At 73.7% G+C, this 20,108-nt stretch carries 16 protein-coding genes; 4 read left to right on the top strand and 12 right to left on the bottom strand.

Going from position 1 to position 20,108, the window contains the following annotated elements:
- Positions 1 to 3: 3 nt before the first annotated feature.
- The 10 genes from ACFWBW_RS06270 to ACFWBW_RS06225 form a co-directional block, all read right to left on the bottom strand.
- Positions 4 to 1,320, bottom strand: a complete 1,317-nt coding sequence (locus ACFWBW_RS06270; protein ID WP_385369055.1) for a hypothetical protein — start codon at positions 1,318 to 1,320, stop codon at positions 4 to 6.
- A 116-nt stretch (positions 1,321 to 1,436) separates the two neighbouring features.
- Positions 1,437 to 2,372, bottom strand: a complete 936-nt coding sequence (locus ACFWBW_RS06265) for a glutamate ABC transporter substrate-binding protein (protein WP_385369053.1) — start codon at positions 2,370 to 2,372, stop codon at positions 1,437 to 1,439.
- A gap of 161 nt (positions 2,373 to 2,533) precedes the next feature.
- Positions 2,534 to 3,937, bottom strand: a complete 1,404-nt coding sequence (locus tag ACFWBW_RS06260; RefSeq protein ID WP_385368888.1) for a hypothetical protein — start codon at positions 3,935 to 3,937, stop codon at positions 2,534 to 2,536.
- 156 nt (positions 3,938 to 4,093) lie between these two features.
- Entirely contained in the window at positions 4,094 to 5,119 is a 1,026-nt protein-coding gene (locus ACFWBW_RS06255) for an N-acetylglucosamine kinase (RefSeq protein WP_385368886.1), read from the bottom strand.
- Positions 5,110 to 6,375: a 6-phospho-beta-glucosidase gene (locus ACFWBW_RS06250; protein ID WP_385368884.1), complete on the bottom strand. Its 1,266-nt coding sequence runs from the start codon at positions 6,373 to 6,375 to the stop codon at positions 5,110 to 5,112. The genes ACFWBW_RS06255 and ACFWBW_RS06250 overlap by 10 nt, the downstream gene beginning before the upstream one ends.
- 5 nt (positions 6,376 to 6,380) lie before the next feature.
- Positions 6,381 to 7,298 carry a carbohydrate ABC transporter permease gene (locus ACFWBW_RS06245; protein ID WP_385368882.1) on the bottom strand — a complete coding sequence of 306 codons (918 nt, stop codon included), beginning with the start codon at positions 7,296 to 7,298 and terminating at the stop codon, positions 6,381 to 6,383.
- Positions 7,299 to 7,303: 5 nt separating this feature from the next.
- Positions 7,304 to 8,260: a carbohydrate ABC transporter permease gene (locus ACFWBW_RS06240; protein WP_385368880.1), complete on the bottom strand. Its 957-nt coding sequence runs from the start codon at positions 8,258 to 8,260 to the stop codon at positions 7,304 to 7,306.
- A 4-nt stretch (positions 8,261 to 8,264) separates the two neighbouring features.
- Complete coding sequence (locus ACFWBW_RS06235) at positions 8,265 to 9,599, bottom strand: ABC transporter substrate-binding protein (RefSeq protein ID WP_385368879.1); 1,335 nt, start codon at positions 9,597 to 9,599, stop codon at positions 8,265 to 8,267.
- A gap of 254 nt (positions 9,600 to 9,853) precedes the next feature.
- Positions 9,854 to 11,101, bottom strand: a complete 1,248-nt coding sequence (locus ACFWBW_RS06230) for an ROK family transcriptional regulator (RefSeq protein WP_385368877.1) — start codon at positions 11,099 to 11,101, stop codon at positions 9,854 to 9,856.
- 219 nt (positions 11,102 to 11,320) lie between these two features.
- A complete protein-coding gene (locus tag ACFWBW_RS06225; protein ID WP_385368875.1) occupies positions 11,321 to 12,418 on the bottom strand; it encodes a mechanosensitive ion channel family protein in 1,098 nt (365 codons plus the stop codon).
- Between the two features lie 261 nt (positions 12,419 to 12,679).
- On the opposite strand from ACFWBW_RS06225, the gene ACFWBW_RS06220 reads away from it, so the two are divergent.
- Positions 12,680 to 13,234: an HNH endonuclease gene (locus ACFWBW_RS06220; RefSeq protein WP_385368873.1), complete on the top strand. Its 555-nt coding sequence runs from the start codon at positions 12,680 to 12,682 to the stop codon at positions 13,232 to 13,234.
- A 162-nt stretch (positions 13,235 to 13,396) separates the two neighbouring features.
- Here ACFWBW_RS06220 and ACFWBW_RS06215 read toward each other — a convergent pair whose 3' ends face one another.
- Positions 13,397 to 16,423, bottom strand: a complete 3,027-nt coding sequence (locus ACFWBW_RS06215; RefSeq protein WP_385368871.1) for a beta-N-acetylglucosaminidase domain-containing protein — start codon at positions 16,421 to 16,423, stop codon at positions 13,397 to 13,399.
- Between the two features lie 482 nt (positions 16,424 to 16,905).
- Here ACFWBW_RS06215 and ACFWBW_RS06210 point away from each other — a divergent pair, with 482 nt between their 5' ends.
- From ACFWBW_RS06210 to ACFWBW_RS06200, 3 genes are read left to right on the top strand one after another with little or no spacing between them, the layout of a single operon-like run.
- Positions 16,906 to 17,103, top strand: a complete 198-nt coding sequence (locus tag ACFWBW_RS06210; protein WP_385369051.1) for a hypothetical protein — start codon at positions 16,906 to 16,908, stop codon at positions 17,101 to 17,103.
- A gap of 15 nt (positions 17,104 to 17,118) precedes the next feature.
- Positions 17,119 to 19,173 carry a 4-alpha-glucanotransferase gene (locus ACFWBW_RS06205; RefSeq protein ID WP_385368869.1) on the top strand — a complete coding sequence of 685 codons (2,055 nt, stop codon included), beginning with the start codon at positions 17,119 to 17,121 and terminating at the stop codon, positions 19,171 to 19,173.
- Positions 19,174 to 19,193: 20 nt separating this feature from the next.
- Complete coding sequence (locus tag ACFWBW_RS06200) at positions 19,194 to 19,433, top strand: hypothetical protein (RefSeq protein WP_385368867.1); 240 nt, start codon at positions 19,194 to 19,196, stop codon at positions 19,431 to 19,433.
- 136 nt (positions 19,434 to 19,569) lie between these two features.
- Here ACFWBW_RS06200 and ACFWBW_RS06195 read toward each other — a convergent pair whose 3' ends face one another.
- Complete coding sequence (locus tag ACFWBW_RS06195; protein ID WP_385368865.1) at positions 19,570 to 20,061, bottom strand: MarR family winged helix-turn-helix transcriptional regulator; 492 nt, start codon at positions 20,059 to 20,061, stop codon at positions 19,570 to 19,572.
- Positions 20,062 to 20,108 lie beyond the last annotated feature (47 nt).

The raw sequence follows: 20,108 nt of genomic DNA, 5'->3' as shown, positions 1-20,108 counted from the left end.
GACTCACGCGTCCCCCTCCCTCGGCCCGTCGGGCCACTCACGCGCCGGTCGGCGCCCCTGCTGGTCCTGCTGGTCGTACTGGTCCTGCCCGGCCTGCTGCTGCGACGGCAGCGCCTCGGCCGTCGCCCACTGGTAGCGCAGCACCGCCTGCTCGGCGGCCCGTAGATCGCAGGGCGCGCTCCACAGCATCCGCCGGGCGGTGTCGTACCGCTCCATCAGCAGCGGATCCTCCGCCATGCCCAGCCGGGCCACCTTCGCCTTGTAGGCGTCGAGCCGTCCGCGCAGCTCCGCCCGCACCGCCAGCGGCGCCGTCACCGCGGTCAACGATTCGCGGGCCCGTCGCAGTTCCTCCCCGGCCCGCTCCTCCAAGGACTCCAGCAGCGGGGACAGCCGGTGCCACTGGGCGCCCCGCCGGTACTCGGCCGCCGCTGAGAGCTGCTCCTGCAGCGCCGTCGGCGGTCCGCTCACCGCGGGCACCTCGGACGCCGCGATCTTCGCCAGCACCTCACCGCGCGCCAGCCGGGCCTCCGCCAGGGTCCGGTCGGCCCGCGAGAGCACGTCCCGCAGGCCGATCAGCCGCTGCTCGGCGTCCTGCCGGACGGCCAGCACCGCCTCGACCTCCCGGCGTACGTCCTCCAGCGCGAGCGCGGCCCGGTCGTAGCGCCCGGTGTCCGGACGGCCGCCGCCCGGCGCGGAGCTCCCGGCCAACGGCAACCAGAACGCCAGCGGATCCTCGATGACCCGGGCCCGCAGGTCCGCCAGCTCGGCCGTGATGGCTTCCAGGTCGTCCCCCGAGGGGTGTTCTCCCGGCCGGACCCCCACCGAGTGGGCGAGGGCGCGGGTGCGGTGCAGTTCGGCGGAGAGGAGGTCGATCCGGGCGGGCAGCGCCGACCAGACGGAGTCCGCGGCGACCACCACGTCCAGGGAGCGCGCGTACAGCTCGTTCATGCGGGAGACCAGCTCGGCGAGGGAGAACCGCTCCGCGAGCGGGGCCCCCTCCACCGCGGCGCCGGAGATCAGCACACCGGGCCCGCGCAGCCGGTCCGTCAGCTCGATCAGGTCCTCGCGGCTCGGCCAGCGGCGCCGCTCACGGATTCCCCGGGCGGCTCCGAGCGCCCCGCTGTAGGCGTCGAAGTACCGCCACAGCCGGGTGATGGCCGCGTCGGCCTCGGCCCAGCGCTCCTTGGTGACCCCGGTCAGCCCGGCGCCCTCCAGGAGCCGCCGGCCGGAGTGGTCCTGGAGCGCGAGCAGCGAGGTCTCGACGGCTTCGTGCTCCGCGCCCAGCCGGGCCAGCGCACGGTCCACGCCGTCCCGGTCCATCACCGCCGGCTGCGCCCCCGAAGACTGTGCTCCCAAAGCCTGCGCCCCCAAAGGATGTGCCTCCACCGATCCCGCCTCCGGTCTCGTGACATCGGGCTCAGAATCCGACACCGGCCTCAGTCCCGGTACTTGGGAACGGGCGGGCCGCCCACGCCGGGCAGCACGGGCTCCAGGTGGGCCTTGTAGGCCGTCATCCAGGGGCTGTTGCCGCCGCCCGCGCGGTAGTCCTCCAGCACCTTGTTGACCCGGCGCACCAGGTCGTCGGCGTCCTTGTTCATGGCCACCCCGTAGAACTCCTTGGTGAACGGGGAGCCGACCAGGCTGACCGAGGGGTCCTGCGCGGCCTGGCCGGCGGCGAGGGCGTTGTCGGTGATGATGCCGTCCACCTCGCCCAACTGCAGCCGGACCAGGCAGTCGAGCTGGTTGGGCACGCTGACCGGGACCGCGCCGTAGGACTGGGCGGTCAGTGCCGCCTCCGCCGTGGAGCCCGCCGCCGTGCAGATGCGGCGTCCCTTCAGCGAGGCGTCGTAGCCGGTGATCGCCGAGCCCTTGGGGGCCAGCACCTGCTGCCCGGCCTCGAAGTACGCCGTCGAGAAGGCGACTTCCTCCAGCCGCTTGCAGTTGACGGTCATCGTGCGCACGACGATGTCGACGGTGCCGTCCTTGAGCGCGGGGATGCGCTGGCTGGTGGGGATGGCCCGGTAGATGACCTTGCCGTCCTCGCCGAATATGTCCTTCGCTATGGCCTTGACCAGGGCGATGTCGAAGCCGTCGAGCTCCCCGGCCGGGTTGCGGTAGCCCCATTTGAAGCTGTTCTGGTCCACGCCCGCGACGAGGTGGCCCGCGGCGCGGATCCGCTGGATGGCGGAGCCGTCCAGCCCGTTGGGGCGCAGGCTCGCCTCGGGGTTCTCGCAGGTGTCCCCGGGGGCCTGCGGAGCGACGGCCATCCTGGCCGGCTCGCGCACCAGCGAGGAGGGTGGCGGGCTGCCCGGGGCCGCCTGGGCCAGCGGCAGCAGCACGGCCGCCGCCGTCAGCGCGCAGGCCACGGCCATCGCCCCGACCCCGCCCCAGCCGCGCAGCCGTCCCGTCAGCCGCCGCAGACCGCGTGGCTCCTGCCCTTCCGCGGCGCCCTCGGCGGCCACCGCGGTGCCCCCGGCCAGGCCGGACTCCCCGGAGCCCTCGCCCGTGCGCTTCACCCGTCCCGGCATCGCTCTCACCTGTACTCCGAAAGCCTGCGCCCGATGCCGAGCAGGGCGGCCACCGCGCCGACGACCGCCAGGGCCGCCGTGCCTGTCACCAAACCGTCGAGCGCCCCGAGCCCGTCCCGCGCCGCCCGGGTGAATTCACGCTGCTCGTGGGCCACGGCCGCTTCCAGCGAGGCGTCCACCGTGTCGAAGGCGGTCCCCGTGGGCTCCTTGTGGTCCTTGTCCCCGATGACCTGTCCGACGGCGCCCTGGTAGTCGCCCTTCAAGTCGGTCTGCCGGGCCGCGGTGTGCAGTTCCTTCCACCGCTTCACCCCGTCCACGGCGCGGGACACGGGGTCGCGGCCGGCCGCGTCGTCGGCCAGTTTCGCCGCCGTCGCCAGGCCCGCGTCCAGGTCCTTCATGTCGTTCGAGAAGTCCACGTCGTACTTGTCGGACTTCTTGTCCTCGGCCAGTACGGCGCCGCGCGAGATCAGGGTCAGGTTCTCGTTGGCCCGCGCCTGGAGCGAGGCGATCCGCGCGTCGTTGAGCACCTTGAGCGACTCCTGCCCGTCCGTGCGGGCCTCGCTCAGCCCCGACCGGGCGACCGTGTGCCCCGCGGCCAGCCACAGCAGCAGCACCAGCGAGGCGGTGGTCGCGGCGACGAGCCCGTGGTTCAAGACGCGGTTCGTACGCAGGTAGTTGCGCCGCTGGGCCAGGGCCAGGGCGGCGAGTGCGAGCAGACCGGCCCCGAGCGCGCCCAGGGGCAGCTCGCGGGCCCGGTCGTAGTCGGTGTAGAGCCGGCCGGTCTCCGCCTCGTAGAGCCGCTGGGCGGCCGGCAGCAGCTGGGTGCTCATCTGCTCGTTCGCGTACCGGAGGTAGGCGCCGCCGAGCGGCAGACCCTGCTTGTTGGTGGCCCGGGCCTGCTCGATCAGGCCGGTGTAGCGGGGGAGCTGCTCGCTCAGCAGGGTGATCTGCTTGCGGGAGTCCTCGCCGGCCGTGGTGCTGGCGGCCGCGTTCACCAGCAGCCGGGACGCGTTGGCGATGTCCTTCTCGTACCGGCTGCGGACCTCGCGGGGCTCTTCGCCGCCCGCGAGGAAACCGCTGGAGGAGGCGGTGTCGGCGTCCGCGAGGGAGCGGTAGATGCTCGCCGCGTCGGCGCTCAGCGGCTGGCTGCGGCCCACGACGTCATCGGCCGCGGTGACCCGGCCGGAGATCTCCCAGACGGCCACCGCGCCGAACAGCAGGACCAGCGCGGCCAGGGCCGCGCCGACGATCCGCAGCCGGCCGGGCTCGGTGGTGGCGGCCGCGCGCAGCCGCTCCACGCCCTCGGCCCAGGCGGTGCCCTGCCGGGGCAGCCCGTCGGGCGGCGGCGCCGGCGGCCCGGAGGGCGCCGAGACGCCGCCGGGCGCGGGCGCGCGTGATGTGATGGCCACCCTGACCTCCCCCTCGGTCCTTCGTGCTTCGCAGCAGTATGGCCTTAGTGGCGGTCGTCCACAGCACCCGGTCCGGGATCGGGCACGATCCGCCCCGATCCGTCCCCCGGTCCTACTACGCCCCACGAGCCGGGATGGTTCCGGCGCGGGCACGGTTCACCCGAAATGGGCACGCAGCTTCCCGTAGGCCTCGGGCCCCGCCCCCAGGGCGTCCAGGCCCAGCAGGCCGGCCCCCAGCACCGGCGGGGCCGTCACCACCGAGACCCGTGCGTGCGGGGCCCGTTCGGCCAGCAGGGCCTCCACCCGGCCGTTCAGCTGCGGGTGCCGGGCGGCCAGGACGCTGCCGCCCAGCAGGACGGGAGCCTCCTCGGCGAGCAGCCCGAGCCGCTCCAGCGCCACCGAGGCCAGTGCCACGACCTCCTCGGCCTGCCGCTCGACGAGGGCCGCGGCGACCGGATCACCGGCCGCGGCCACCGCGAACAGCACCGGCACCAGCTCGTGCATCCGTACGGGCTCCACGGAGCCCAGGTGCAGCGCCTCGATCAGCGCGTACATGGATTCCCGTCCGAAGTGCCCCGGCAGGGCCGCCGCGAGCTCGGTGGGGCCGCCGCGCCCGTCCTCGGCGCGGGCCGCCCACCACATGGCCTCGGCGGCCAGTCCGCCACCACCGCCCCAGTCGCCGGAGATCTGCCCGAGCGCCGGGAACCGGGCCGTGCGCCCGTCGGGCAGCATGCCCACGCAGTTGATGCCCGCCCCGCACACCACCGCGACCCCGCGCGGCCCCCCGCCGCCCTCGCCGAGTCCGGCCCGCAGGATCGCGAAGGTGTCGTTGCGGACCTCGGTGTCCGTGCCCCAGCCGCGCGCACCGATGGCCTGCGCGAGCCCGAGCTCCTCCACGGGGAGGTCCGCGTTGGCCAGACAGGCCGAGACCCGCAGGGCGTACGGACCCGCGTACGGGGCTCCGGCCGCCGCCGCCGGCAGCCCGGCGGCCTCGGCCGCCTCGGCGACGGCCTGCCCGAGGACGTCCAGCGCCGCCTCCACCCCGACGCGCGGGGGCTGGAAGCCGCCCGCGCGCCCGGTGCCCAGGACGCGGCCGTCCGCGGCGATCAGTGCCACGTCCGTCTTGCTGTTGCCCGCGTCGACGGCGAGGACGGCTGCCTTCGGGGGCCGGCTCACGCCCATGCCAGGTGCTCCTTGTTGTGCGCGAGGAGCCGGTCCGTGAGCCCCTCGGCGAGGTCGAACTGGCCCACCAGCGGGTGGGCCAGCAGCGCCTTGAAGACCCGCTCGCGCCCGCCCCGCAGCGCCGCGTCCAGCGCGAGGTCCTCGTACGCCGTGACGTGGGAGACGAGCCCCGCGTACAGCGGGTCCAGCCGGGGTACGGCCAGCGGCGAGGCGCCGGAGCGGTCCACCCGCGCCTGCACCTCGACGACCGCGTCGTCCGGGAGGAACGGCAGGGTGCCGTTGTTCAGCGTGTTGACCACCTGTACGGCGCTCCCGCCGTCGCCCAGCAGGGCCGCGGCCAGGTCCACGGCGGCCTCCGAGTAGAAGGCGCCGCCCCGCTTGGCGAGCAGTTCCGGCTTCTCGTCCAGCGCGGGATCCCCGTACAGGCCGAGCAGTTCCTTCTCCATCGCGGCGACCTCGGCGGCCCGCGAGGGCTTGGTGCCGAGCTCCCGGACCACCTCGTCGTGCGCGTAGAAGTAGCGCAGGTAGTACGAGGGGACGACGCCGAGCCGGTCCAGGACCGTGCGCGGCAGGCGCAGGTCGGCGGCGATGGCCTCGCCGTGCCGCGCGAGGAGCTGCGGCAGCAGGTTCTCGCCCTCGGGGCCGCCCTTGCGCACCCCCAGCTCCCAGGTGAGGTGGTTGAGGCCCACGTGGTCGAGGTGGATGTCGGCCGGCGTCAGGTCGAGCAGCGCGGCGAACTTGCGCTGGAAGCCGATGGCCACGTTGCACAGCCCGACCGCCTTGTGCCCGGCCTGCAGCAGGGCGCGGGTGACGATCCCGACCGGGTTGGTGAAGTCGATGATCCACGCGTCCGGGTTGGAGCGCCGGACCCGCTCGGCGATGTCGAGGACCACCGGGACCGTGCGCAGCGCCTTGGCGAGGCCGCCGGCTCCGGTGGTCTCCTGGCCGACGCAGCCGCACTCCAGCGGCCAGGTCTCGTCCTGGAGCCGGGCCGCCTGCCCGCCGATGCGCAGCTGCAGCAGGACCGCGTCCGCGTCGGCGACGCCCGCGTCGAGGTCGGAGGTGGTGGTGATCAGCCCCGGGTGCCCCTGCTTGGCGAAGATCCGCCGGGCCAGGCCGCCGATCAGCTCCAGCCGGTCGGCGGCCGGGTCGATCAGCACCAGCTCGCTGATGGGCAGGGTGTCGCGCAGTCGGGCGAACCCGTCGATCAGCTCGGGGGTATAGGTGGAACCGCCGCCCACCACTGCGAGTTTCATGGTCACTAGCCTTTCACTCCGGTCAGGGTGACGCCTTCGACGAACGCCTTCTGGGCGAAGAAGAAGAGGACGATCACCGGGGCCATGACCAGCACTGTTGCCGCCATGGTGAGGTTCCAGTTGGTGTGGTGGGCGCCCTTGAAGGACTCCAGTCCGTAACTGAGGGTCCAGGCGGCCGGGTTGTCCGAGGCGTAGATCTGCGGGCCGAAGTAGTCGTTCCAGGCACAGAAGAACTGGAACAGCGCCACGGCCGCGATCCCGGGCTTCGCCATCGGCAGCACCACCCGCAGCAGGGTGCGCAGCTCGCCGCAGCCGTCGACCTTCGCCGCGTCCAGGTACTCGTCCGGGATCGTCAGCAGGAACTGGCGCAGCAGGAAGATGGAGAAGGCGTCGCCGAAGGCCATCGGGATGATCAGCGGCCACAGGGTGCCGGACAGGTCCAGCTGCTTGGCCCAGAAGAGGTACATCGGGATGACGACCACCTGGGGCGGCAGCATCATCATGGCGATCACCAGCAGCAGCGACAGCCGCCGGCCGCGGAAGCGGAACTTGGCGAGCGCGTAGGCGACGGGCACCGAGGAGACCACGGTCAGCAGGGTGCCGAGGCCCGCGTACATCAGGGTGTTGCGCCACCAGGTCAGGAAGCCGGGGGTGTCCCACACCTTCGCGTAGTTGCCCCACTCCCAGGTGCGCGGCCACAGGTCGCGGGTCAGCGCCTGCTGGTCGCTCATCACCGAGGTCAGGAAGAGGAACACGAAGGGCAGGACGAAGAAGAGCGCCGCCGCGACGCCGAGGGAGTGCACGGCCACCCAGTGCAGGGCGGCCCGCCGTCGCGCGGTGCGTACGGCCCGCGCGGACTCCGGCGTACCGGGGGCGGCGGGGCGCGGGGAGCGCTCCGCGCCGCGGGTGAGGGTCTGGCTCATGATCCTCAGTCACCTGCCTCGATCAGGCCGCCGCGCCGCCGCATCAGCAGCGCGGTGAAGGCCATGGAGAGGGCGAACAGCACCAGGGCGACCACGCACGCGGCGCCGTAGTCGAAGCGCTGGAAGCCGACGTTGTAGATGACCTGGGGCAGGGTCAGCGTGGACTTGTCGGGGTACCCGGGCTCGGTCGGCTGTCCCGAGCCGCCGATCACGCCGGACGCCACTTTCCCCGCCACCAGGGGCTGCGTGTAGAACTGCATCGCCTGGATGACCCCGGTGACCACCGCGAACAGGATGATCGGGGAGATGTTCGGCAGGGTGATGTGGCGGAAGCGCGCCGGCGCGCCGGCCCCGTCCAGCTCGGCGGCCTCGTACTGCTCGCGCGGTACGTCGAGCAGCGCGGCCATGAAGATGACCATCAGGTCGCCGACCCCCCACACGGCGAGCGCGGTCAGCGCGGGCTTGGACCAGTCGGCGTCGGTGAACCAGCCGGGCGTGGGCAGCCCGACCGCGTCCAGCAGGGTGTTGACGGGGCCGCTGCCCGGGTTGAGCAGGAAGACGAAGGCCAGGGTCGCCGCCACCGGAGGGGCCAGGTAGGGCAGGTAGAACAGGGTGCGGAAGACGCCCGTACCCAGCTTGATCTTCGTGATGAGCAGGCCGATGCCCAGGCCGAAGGCGACCCGGCAGCCGACCATGATCACGACCAGCCACAGGGTGTTGCGCATGGCCGGCCAGAACATCGGGAGGTCGGAGAAGACGTAGGTCCAGTTGTCCAGCCCGTTGAAGACGGGCGGGCGGAAGCCGTCGTACTTGGTGAAGGAGAAGTAGACGGTGGAGACGAGCGGGTAGGCGAAGAAGATGCCGAACCCGATCAGCCAGGGCGACATGAAGGCCGCCGAGCGCAGCGCCGACCTGCGGCGCCTGGCGCGCAGTTCGGGGGAGGGGGAGAGGGTGCCGTCCATCGGGCTACTTGGCCTTCGCGATGTCCGTGTCGATCTGCTGGTCGGTCTTGGCGAGACCGGCCGCGATGTCCGCGACCTCGCCCTTCTCGACCGCGTACGCGAAGTCGGTGAAGGTCAGCTGGTAGGTGCCGCCGTCCGCCTGCGCCGGGGTGGTGGTCGACTTCGGGTGCTTGGCGATGTCGATGAACGTCTTGAACTCCGGGCTCACCTGGAGCTTCGGGGACTCCAGGGCGGCCAGCGTCGAGGGCACGTTGTGGATGGCGTTGGCGAACTCCACGACCGCCTCGGTGTCGGTCGTCATGTACTTCGTCAGCTCCCAGGCGGCGCTCTGCTTCTTGCTGCCCGAGGCGATGCCCATGATCGTGCCGGCGAGGTAGCCCTTGCCGTACTCGGCGATCCGGTCGTCCGGGACGGGCATCGGCGCGGTCCCGATCTCGAACTTCACCCCGGCCTCCTTCGCCATGGCGGGCCGCCACTCCCCGTCGATCTGCATGGCCACCAGGCCCAGGTGGAAGGGGTGTTCGGCACTCCACTCGTCGCCGAAGGTGGTGCGGAACTTCTCCAGCTTCCCGTACCCGCCGAGCTTGCCGACCAGGTCCTTCTGCGCCGTCAGCATCTGCGCGAAGCCGGGGTCCTTGGCCAGGTTGGACTTGCCGTCGGCGTCGAAGTAGGACGGGCTCCACAGGGCGGCCAGGCGCTGGGGGGCGGTCTCGTAGCCGTGGTAGGTGGGCATGATGCCGAGCTGCTGGTACGAATCCCCCTTGGGGATCGTCAGCTTCTGCGCGGCGGCCACGAACTGGCTCCAGGTCTTGGGCGGTTCGGTGATCCCGGCGGCCTCGAAGGCGGTCTTGTTGTAGACGAGGCCGTACGCGTCGTTCAGCAGCGGCAGCGTGCACTGGTTGCCGTTGAACTGGGTGTACTCCAAGAGGGTCTTGGGAAAGACCTTCTCCTTGTCGACCCCGGACTTCTTCAGGAAGGGGTTGAGGTCGGCGAAGGCGCCGGTGTTGCAGAACTTGCCGACGCTGTCGGTGGTGAAGGAGGAGACCACGTCGGGGGCCTTCTCCCCGCCGGCGCGCAGCGCCTGGTTGATCTTGTCGTCCGTCATGTTGCCCGTGACGTTCACCTTGATGTTCGGGTGGGCCTTGGTGAACCGGGCGATGTTGTCCTCGATGGCCTTGATCTCGCTGGGGGCGGACCATCCGTGCCAGAAGTTGAGGGTGACGTCCTTGTTCGGGCCGTCGGCGGCCGTGTTGGAGGCGGAGCCCGTACAGGCGGTGGCGAGTACGGATATCGCGGCGACGGCGGTGGCGGCGACGGTCAGGCGGCGGATTCCGGGCATGGCGGAGTCACTCTCTGCGCGGGGGGACTTCCTGGAGGGGTGGAGGAGGAGCCGTGTTGCGGTGTGGGCTCACGCGGGGAGGTGCGGGGCAGGGCAGGTGGTGCGGGTGAGCTGTACGGGGCTGCGTGCGCCGGGGGTTCGTGCGGGGCGAGGCCGTGCGGACTGGAGCGGGTGGGAAGCGGTGCGGACTCGTGCGGCTGGTGCGGTTGGTGCGGTTCAGTGGCGGGAGGTGCCGGAGGTGCCGGTGGTGCGGTTCAGCGGCGGGAGGTGTCGAAGACCTCGTCGCGGGTCGCGGCGAGGGCGCTCTCCAGTGCCCCGCGCAGTACGGGCCGTTCCCGGACCTCGCCGGTCACCAGCCGGGGCCGGGACGGGGCGAGGTCGGCGAGTTCGGTTTCGAGGAGCTCGCGCAGCGGTTCCCCGCCCGCGATGGTCAGCGCGCCGGACAGGATCACGATCTCCGGGTCCAGTACGGCGACCAGCGAGGCGAGACCGGTGGCGAGGGCGGTGGCGTACTCCCGCAGGAGTTCCAGGTGGGGCCCCTCGGGCGCGGCTGCGGCCTGGGCCAGCAGCGCGGCCGCCGCTTCGACCATGGCCCCGGACTCGGCCCCGTGTACGGCGCCGTGCACCGAACCGGCCCCGGCCGCGGCGGCCGGCGGCGCGTCGACGCCGAGCCGGGCCGCCATCGCGGGCAGTACCTGCGCACCGGCCAGCTCCTGGTAGCCGCCGGAGTTGACCCGGGTGACCTGGCGGACCAGCGGATGCCCGGCGACCGGCAGGAAGCCGATCTCCCCGGCTCCGCCGGTCCAGCCGCGGTGCAGTCGGCCCCCGAGCACGAGGGCGGCGCCGAGGCCCTCCTCGTTCCACAGCAGGACGAAGTCCTCGTGGCCTCGGGCGGCGCCGAGCCGCTGCTCGGCGACGGCGGCGAGGTTCACGTCGTTCTCGTACTCGACCGGCATCGGCAGGGCCGCGGCGAGCTCGTCGAGGAGCGTGGGGGACTGCCAGCCCGCCAGGTGGTCGGCGTAGCGCAGCACCCCGGTGCGGGGGTCGAAGGAGCCGGGGGTCGCGATGACCACCCGGTGGATGTCGGCGAGGTGCAGCCCGGCGTCCTTGACGGCCTCGCCGAGGGCGCGGCTGACCTGCTCGACCGGCCCGGTGCCCTCCGCGTACGGGAGCTCGTGGCTGCCGATCACCTCGCCGGTGAGGTCGGCCACGGAGGCGAGGATCCGGCCCGGGGTGACGTCGAGCCCCGCGACGTGGGCGGCCCGCGCGTTGACGGTGTAGAGCTGCGCGTTGGGGCCGGGGCGGCCGGTGGCGGTGCCGGTGGCGACGACGAGCCCGGCGGCCTCCAGGCGGGCCAGCAGCTGGGAGGCGGTGGGCTTCGAGAGGCCGGTCAGGTGCCCGATCCGGGTCCGGGACAGCGGACCGTGCGTCAGCAGGAGCTCGAGCGCGGCCCGGTCGTTCAGGGCGCGCAACAGGCTGGGCGTACCGGGGGTGGCGGGCATGGGGTGGCTTCTCCCTCACGGAGATGAACTGTTAGGTAAGTTTCCTATTGGTGGGTCGCTCGTGTCAATGGTGGTGCGCGCACGACTCAAGGGTGGTGCGCACGTGAACTCGATGGTGGTGCGCACACGAACCCGGCGGTGGTGCGCACACGACTGCCCCCGCAGATCGGATCTGCGGGGGCAGCGGTGTACGCGTACGGGCGACGAGCGGGGCGGGCGCTACTTCGTGATGCGCGGACCGGAGACCGAGCCGCCCGCGGCCGGCGGCGGGATCTCCGCGGTGGCCAGGGACTGCGGAGAGGTCGGGTTCGCCAGCGCCGACGGCGGGGCGACCGAAGCCGAGGGGTCGGCCGGGGCCGCGTCCTCCTCGGGCGCCGGCAGGCCCCCGACGATCCCGATGCCCGCGGCGTCGAAGGCGTCCTTGATCCGCCAGCGCAGCTCGCGCTCCACGGAGAACTGCTGGCCGGGCATCGTCTTCGCCGACACCGACACGGTCATGGAGGCCAGCAGCACCTCGTCCAGGCCCAGCACCTCCACCGGGCCCCACAGCCGCTCGTCCCACGGGGACTCCTTGGCCATGGTGTCCGCGATCCCCTTGATCACCTCGCGGATGTGGGAAAGGCTCTCGGTCGGCTTGACCTGCACCGCCACGCTCGCCGTGGCCCAGCCCTGGCTGAGGTTGCCGATCCGCTTGATCTCGCCGTTGCGGACGTACCAGATCTCGCCGTTGTCGCCGCGCAGCTTGGTGACGCGCAGGCCCACCTCGACGACCTCGCCCGAGGCCACCCCGGCATCGATCTTGTCGCCGACGCCGTACTGGTCCTCGAGGATCATGAACACGCCGGAGAGGAAGTCCGTGACCAGGTTCCGGGCGCCGAAACCGATCGCCACACCCGCCACACCGGCGCTCGCCAGCAGCGGTCCCAGGTTGATGTCGAGCGCGCCGAGCACCATCAGGCCGGCCGTGCCGAGGATCAGGAACGAGGCCACCGAACGCAGCACCGAACCGATGGCCTCGGACCGCTGGCGACGCCGCTCCGCGTTGACCAGCAGCCCGCTCAGAGCCGTGCCCTCCACGGCATCGGCGCCGCGGTTCATCCGGGTGATCAGCTTGGTCAGCGACTTGCGGACCACCGAACGCAGGGCGAAGGCGATGACCAGGATGAGGAGGATCCGCAGGCCCAGGTACAGCCATCCGGCCCAGTTCTCCTCTATGAAACTGGCGGCGTTCGTGACGCTCTCGTGGGTTTCTCTGATCGTTTCGGAAGCGTCCGGGTTGTCGGCTGCGAGCGGGAGCAGTGCGGCAGGCCTGGGCACGGCGGGAACCTCCAGATGTGGCGTCCTGCCCGCGGAAGGGGTGGGGCGGGCAGACCATCCACCCTAACGGGGCACTTGCCCGGACTTGTTGCCATGTTCGAGGGAGAGACCAGACTCACGCGGGGATGAAGCGGGTGTGGTCGAAAACACCTCGGACCCGTTACGGGCGCGTGGTGGCGCTTCGACCAGCCGTAAGGGGAGACTGGAAAGCAGATCGTCCCGGCGCGAGCCACGCGCCGCCGGCGTACAAGGAGGCAGTCCGTGCCGCACGTCCTGGTCCTCAACGCGTCGTACGAGCCCCTCGGCGTCGTACCGCTCCGTCGCGCGCTCGTCCTCGTCCTGGAGAACAAAGCGGTCTCCCTGGAAGAATCCGGCGCCTTTCTGCACAGCGCGACAAGGGCCGTCCCCGCGCCCAGCGTGGTTCGGCTCAAGCGCTTCGTGCGGGTCCCCTACCGGGGGCCCGTTCCACTCACCCGCCGCGCGCTGTTCGCCCGGGACGGCGGCCGCTGCATGTACTGCGGGGCCGTCGCCACCAGTGTCGATCACGTCATCCCGCGCAGCCGGGGCGGACAGCACGCCTGGGACAACGTCGTCGCCGCGTGCCGCCGCTGCAACCACGTCAAGGCCGACCGGCACCTCGTCGACCTCGGCTGGCGCCTGCGGCACCAGCCGGCTCCGCCGTCCGGGCTGGCCTGGCGGATCATCGGGACGGGGCACCGGGATCCGTGCTGGATGCCGTACCTCCAGCCGTACGGGGCGGAGGACGCGCTGGACCGCATCGGGGTCCCGGTCGCCGCAGTGGCGGTCGCGTCGTAACCCCCTGAGCCGGACCCGGTCCTCGAACGCCGGACGGGCTGGATGTGCCGCCGCGCGGCCCAATTCAGCCTCACCGGCGTTCGAGGCGCGGGGTCCGGGGCGGAGCCCCGGGGAACGGGCGAAGGGCGGGTAGGGGACTGCCCCGCAGGGCTGCCCGGCGCCCTACGGGGCCACCGCGAAGGCTTCGGCGCCCAGCAGGCTGCAGCCGTAGCGGGTGGCCCGGGCCTCGCAGGTGACCCGGACGAAGCGGGCCGGGGCGGCCACCGGGTCCAGGTGGACGGAGTCCACCCCGCCGCGCGAGGCGACCGTCGCCGACGGATGCCAGGTGACACCGTCCGCAGAGGTCTCCACACGGAACCGGGACGGGTAGGCCTCCTGCCAGCGCAGCCGCAGCAGCCCGATCCGCGCCGGAGCCGGCAGCTCCGCCTGCCACCAGGCCCCGTCGGCCGCCGGCGAGGACCAGCGGGTGGCCGGGGAATCGTCAAGCGCCCCCGAGGCGGGGAACGCCGGGGTCTCGTCGGCGGAGGACGAGGCCACGGCGGAGCGCAGCAGGTCCGGGCCGGCCGTGCGCGGATGCGCGCGGACCTTCAGCGTGTGGGTCTGGGAGCCGAAGGCGACCGGAACCTCGTAGGTGCCCGGCGCCGTGCCCGCGGCCACCGCGACCTCCACCGGGACGGTCGCCGTCGTACCGCGCGCGGCCGCGGCCGTCTCCGGCAGGCGTACGGAGATCCCCGGCGGCGGCGTCGCCGACAGGGGGCCGCGGACCTCGCCGGGACGCAGTGCGGACAGCTGCGCCGGGATGCGCTGCGGGGCCCCGCCGATCTCCGCGTCCACGGCCGGGGCCAGCTCGAAGCGGGCCTCCGGGCCGTCCGCCGTCCACGGGACCACGCCGTGCACGGCCGGAGCCGGACCCGACCAGACGAGCCGGACCGCGTCGGCCCGCAGGCCGCCCAGGTCCGCCTGGGTCCAGCCCGACACCGCCGCGTCCGCGACCTTGCGCCAGCCCTCTCCCGGTACGCGGGCCTCCACGGCGCCCCGGCTGCCGGGCGGCAGCGGGTCGGTCATCACGGTCACCACCGACACCGGCCGGGCACCGGACAGCTCGACCGTCCACGCGTCGGCCTGCCGGGTCACCGTGCCGGGCGCGCGGGCCGCGCCGGTCCACGCGTCGGCCTCGGCAGCGGCCCGCGTCAGGAAGGGGTCCAGCACCGCCTTGTCGACCCGGGCGGCCTCCGCTCCGGACAGCGCCGCGCGGGCGGCGGTGAGGGCCCGCGATGCCCGCCAGGCCGCCGCCCCGTCCCCGCGGGCCTGCGCCTGGAGGACGTCGAGCGCCAGTTCCCCGGCGGTCCCGTAGCGCGCGAGCCGCGACAGCCAGGGCCCGGCCTCCCCGGCGAGTGCGGGCAGCCGGTCCGGGGCCTCGCGCAGCACGCGGAAGGCGGCGCGCAGCCGCTCGCCGGCCGCCGGGTCCCCGGAGCTGCGGGCCCGCCAGAACTGTTCCATCAGCGGGACCAGGTAGGCGGACTCGGGCTGGGCGAGGCCCGAGGAGGCGTTGTTCCCGGCCAGCGCGGCCAGCGCCGCCCGGGCCTTGGGGTCGGGTCCGGCGAGCGAGGCGACGGCCGCCGCCCAGGAGTCGGCGGCCCGGTAGCCGCGCGGGTTCCACGTGAAGTCCGCCGCGGTGAACAGCGGGATGCGCGACAGCGTGCCCTGGGGCATCGCGTTGGCCAGTACGGCCGCCGATCCGCTCGCGACCACCGGGTCGCGTCCCGCGTACGGGCCGAGGAAGATCCGGCCCGGATCCCAGTCGTTGACGGGGTAGTTGTCCATGGTGACCAGGGGGTGCTGCCCGAGCGCGGCGCGCGCCCCGGTCATCTCCGGCCCGGTGATGGTGCGCGGGACCACGCCGACGCCCGTCCAGGCCACTTCCACCCGGTCGTCCAGGGACTCGGCGAGCGCGGTCCGGTAGGGCGTCGCGCCCTCCTGGTAGTACTCGGTCGGCAGCAGCGACAGGGCGGGCGCCCCCGGGTAGCGCCGGGCCAGGTGCGCGGCCAGCTCGCCCGCGACCTCGGCGTGCGCCTTCGCGGCAGCCTTCGGGCCCCTGCCGTACCGCTCCCGGTCGTCCCGGCAGCCCCACTCGGTGTAGCTGACGTCCTGGAACTGCACCTGGAACGCCCGGAATCCGAGGTCCCACATGGCGTCCAGCTTGCGTGCGAGCGCCGCCCGGTCGGCCGAGGAGGCCAGGCACATCGACTGCCCGGGCGCCACCGCCCAGGCGAGCACCACCTTGTTGGCGCGCGCCCGTTCGGCCAGCTCCCGCAGCTCCGCCGCCTGCGCGGCCGGGTAGTCGCGGCGCCACTCCGTGGTCCGGTACGGGTCGTCCCCGGGGGCGAGCAGCAGCCGGTTCAGCTTGGTGCGGCCCATGAACTCCACCTGCGCGAGCCGCTGGGCGGCCGTCCAGGGAGTCCCGTAGAACCCCTCCGTGATCCCGCGCACCGGGGCGGACGGCCAGTCCCGTACGAGGACCCCGGGGGCCTTCCCGCCGCCCTGCGCCAGCAGTTGACGCAGCGTCTGCGCCGCGTGGAACAGCCCGTCCTCGCCCACGCCCGCCAGGGCGACCGTGTCCCGCCCCTCGGCGCGGCCCACGGCCAGCCGGTAGCCGCCGGCCGGCAGGTCGCCGGCCTCGCTCGCGCCCAGGGCCCGCAGCGCCCGCTCCGCATCCGGCCCTTGGAGGCGTACGACGGGTCCCGCAGCGGGCAGCGGTTCCCCGTCGGCCCGCTCGTGCAGGGTCCGTACGCCCGCCCCGCGCAGGGCTTCGCGCACCAGCTGGGCGGCGTACGGGTCCACGTCCGTGGGCAGCACCAGGACGGCCTCGGCGCCCAGCGGCACCGCGCGCGCCGGGTCGACGGCCGTCGACTGCGGCCGGGGGTACACCGCGGGCCCTTCGGCGGCGGCGCGCGCCGGAGGGGTGCCGGGGTCGAGCACGGGGGCGGGTGCGGGGAGGGGAACCGGGTCGCGCAGCGCGGCGGGAGCCGCGGCGGTGCCGGGCGCGGAGGGCGTGTCCGGCGCGTCCGGCGAGGTGGGTGCGGTGAAAGCGGTGGGGGGACCCACGACCGCCGAGCCGCTCAGCAGCGCACCGATGACGGCGACCGCCGCGGCGGTCGCCGTGGCCCGCTTGCTGCCCCTGATCTGCACGGAGCCACCCCGTCCCGAGTCGTCTCCCGCTCGTACGAACGAGCCAGAGCCCACCATCCGCACGGCCGGGGTGTCAACGCCCGCGGGTGATCTGACCTGGATCGGCCAGGAATGCGGCGGCGCCGACGGGGTATGGCTGGGATGTCCTCCGGGTCGCGCGCCGGAGGGTGTTCCCGACGATCCCGCACGCCAGGGCGAAGGCTCCGGGCGTGCGGTGAGCGGCGCGGAGCTCCGCAACACCTCCCGCGCACGGCCCGAACGCAGGCACGTCTGTACGGATTCACGGACCGCACAGGAGAATTTCCGCTGTCGGTGGTGCGCGGACGGCGCGCGGACCGACACAGTGGGAGCCGTCCACGGGTCCGAAACGATCCTCACGTACGAAGGAGAGCCTGCCGGTGAACACCAAGGCCGTGAAAACCGAGAACGCCACCAGCGCCACCACCGCCATATCCGCCGCCATATCGGCCGCCGGATCCGCCGTGCCCGCCCGGAAACGGCGTCCGCCGCTCGCCCACCTGCCGGCCCAGTCCGGACCGGACGAGTTGCCCCTGACCAGCGAGCCGTCGCTCGCCGACGCCGCGCACGCGCCGTTGACCAGTGAGCCCCCGCTCGCCTGCGAGGCCCCGCTGACCAGCGAGCCGACCACCCATGCCGCGGCGGCCGCCGCGGGTGACTAGACGACAAGGAACCTGATGGACGACCTCGCCCGGCTCGCGGCCCTGTACGGAGTCGCCACCACCTACCAGCCCGCCGAGGACGTCACCCTGCGGGTACCGGAGGCCACCGTCGCCGCCGTACTGCGGCAGCTGGGGGTGGACACGGACACCCCGGAGTCCGTGCGGGCCGACCTGGCCGCAGCCGAACACGACGCGGCGCACCGGCTGTTGCCGCGCGTCATGGTGTGGTGGGCCGGGTCCCGGCCGCCCGTGGAGCTGGGCGCGCTCCCGCCCGGGACCCGGACCCTGCTGGAGGCGGAGGGGAGCGGGCCGCCCGAGGCGGCGGGCCGGGCGGCCCCCCAGGAGCCGCGGGCGCCCTGGAGTGCGGCCGAAGCGGGGGAGCCGCCGCTCGGCGTGCACCGGATCCACGCCGAGGCCCCCGACGGCCGCACGGCCAGCGCCACCCTGATCATGGCCCCCGACCGGGCCCCGGCGGCGCCCGAGCGCACCCACGGGCTGCTCGTCCAGCTCTACTCGGTGCTCTCCGAGCGCTCCTGGGGCATGGGTGACCTGGGCGACCTGGCGGAGCTGGCGCGCTGGGCGGGCCGCGTCCACGGAGCCGGCTTCGTCCAGGTCAACCCGCTGCACGCGGCCGTGCCCGGCACCCCGACCGACCCCTCCCCCTACCGGCCGTCCTCGCGCCGCTTCCCCGACCCGGTGCACCTGCGGATCGAGGACGTCCCCGAGTACGCCGACTGCCCGGACCGGGCCGCCCTCACGGAACTGGCCGACCGGGGGGCGGAGTTGCGGCGCGAGGTGCTGGAGAAGGGGGCGCTGATCGACCGGGACGCCGTCTGGTCCCTCAAGCGGGCCGCCCTGGAGCTGCTGTACGCCGTCCCGCGCAGCCCCGAACGGGAGGCGGCCTACGGGGAGTTCCGTGCCGAGCAGGGTGAGGAGCTGGACCGGCACGCCGTCTGGTGCGCCGGGCACGCCGGGGAGGACCCGCGGGTGCGGGCCGACTTCCACCGCTGGCTGGTCTGGCTCACCGACGCCCAGCTCGCAGCGGCCCAGCGGGCCGCCAAGGAGGCCGGGATGGCGGTCGGCATCGTGCACGACCTGGCCGTCGGGGTGCACCCCGAGGGCTCGGACGCCACCGGAGCCCCCTTCGGAGCCCCCCACTACGCCCGGGCCGTCTGCGTCGGCGCCCCGCCGGACGCCTTCAACGCGCGCGGCCAGGACTGGGGGCTGCCCCCGTGGCGGCCCGACCGGCTGGCCGACACCGGGTACGCGCCGCTGCGGGCCCTGCTGCGGGGGGTGTTCCGGTACGCGGGCGCCCTGCGCATCGACCACGTCATGGGACTGTTCCGGCTCTGGTGGATCCCGGAAGGGGCCCCGCCCGCCGAAGGCGCGTACGTCTCGTACGACGGGGAGGCGATGCTCGCCCTGCTGGTCCTGGAGGCCCACCGGGCGGGGGCCCTGGTCATCGGCGAGGACCTCGGCACCGTGCAGCCGGGGGTCCGTCAGGCGCTGGCCCGGCGCGGGGTGCTGGGCACCTCGGTGCTCTGGTTCGAGCGCGACTGGGGCGGGGACGGGGAGCCGCTGGAGCCGGAGCGCTGGCGGGCCGACTGCCTGGCCACCGTGACCACCCACGATCTGCCGCCCACGGCCGCCAAACTGGCCGGCTCCCACGTGGAACTGCGCGACCGGCTGGGCCTGCTGACCCGCCCGGCGGAGCGGGAGCGCGCCGAGGACGCCGCCGACACCGCGCGCTGGCTGGACGTACTGGAGGACCTCGGGCTCGACACCAAGGGCGAGGAGGCGGCCGTGCGGTCCCTGTACGGGTTCCTGCTGCGCACCCCGGCCCGGCTGGTGGGGGTCTGGCTGCCCGACGCGGTGGGGGACCGGCGGCCGCAGAACCTGCCCGGCACCTGGGACCAGTACCCCAACTGGCGGCTCCCGGTCGCCGACGCGGAGGGCCGGCCGCTGACCCTGGAGGCACTGGCCGCCTCGCCGCGGGCGAACGCCCTGCTGGGGGCGGTGCGGGGGGCGGTGGGAACCCGTACGGCACCCCCGGGCGCGCGCGGAGTTTAGGTGTTCGCTACGTTTGCACCGTGGACAAGAAGAACGCTCTGCGCGCCGGCGCCGTCACGGCCGGAACGACGCTGATGATGCTGCTGATGACGTCTCCCGCCCTCGCGCTCACCCGTGACGACGGCGACGACCCGGGTCCGGGCCTGAGCGTCGCCGAGACGCTCGGCCTCTACGTGGCCGCGCCGATCGTGCTGTTCCTGCTCATCACCGGTCTGGTGATGGTCGGCGACAAGTCGCGCAAGACGCAGAACGAGAGCTGACCGAAGACTGAACGAAGGCGCCGGGGGTCCGTGAGGACACCCGGCGCTCAGTCGTACCCGGGTCCGGATTCCGCGGCCCGGCTCCCCTGTCCACGGGCCCCTGTCCACGGGGCTCCTGTCTGCGGGGCTCCTGTGTCTACGGCGCCCCTGCCATCACCTTGCGCAGCAGCCCGGTGAGCGCCGTGATCTCCTCCGCGTCCAGCCCGGTGAGCGCTTCGCGCTGCACCTCCAGTCCCGCCTCGACCGCCTCGTCGATGAGTGCGAGGCCCCGGTCGGTGATGGTCACGCGCAGCCCCCGCCGGTCGTCCGGATCGGGGCTGCGGCGGAGCAGCCCGGCCTTCTCCAGCTTGTCCAGCCGTCCCGTCATCCCGCCCGTGGTGAGCATCAGCGTGGCCGAGAGCTGGCGGGGCGAGAGGGTGTACGGGGTTCCGCTCCGGCGCAGCGTGGCCACGACGTCGAACTCCCCGCGCGAGATTCCGTAGCGCCCGTAGGCCTTCTCCATGGCGTCGCCCATGGCTTTGGAGATCCGGTAGATACGGCCGAAGACGGCCATGGGTGCGGTGTCCAGATCGGGGCGCACCGCGAACCACTGGTCCGCGATCGCGTCGACGGGGTCCTTGTCGGTCATAGGCGCAGTATCCGGCTTCCGCTTGTTCGTTGGCAAGAAAGTAGCTC

The organism is Streptomyces sp. NPDC059957 (assembly GCF_042730015.1).
Taxonomy (GTDB): domain Bacteria; phylum Actinomycetota; class Actinomycetes; order Streptomycetales; family Streptomycetaceae; genus Streptomyces.
This window is presented reverse-complemented; position numbering and strand designations above follow the sequence as displayed.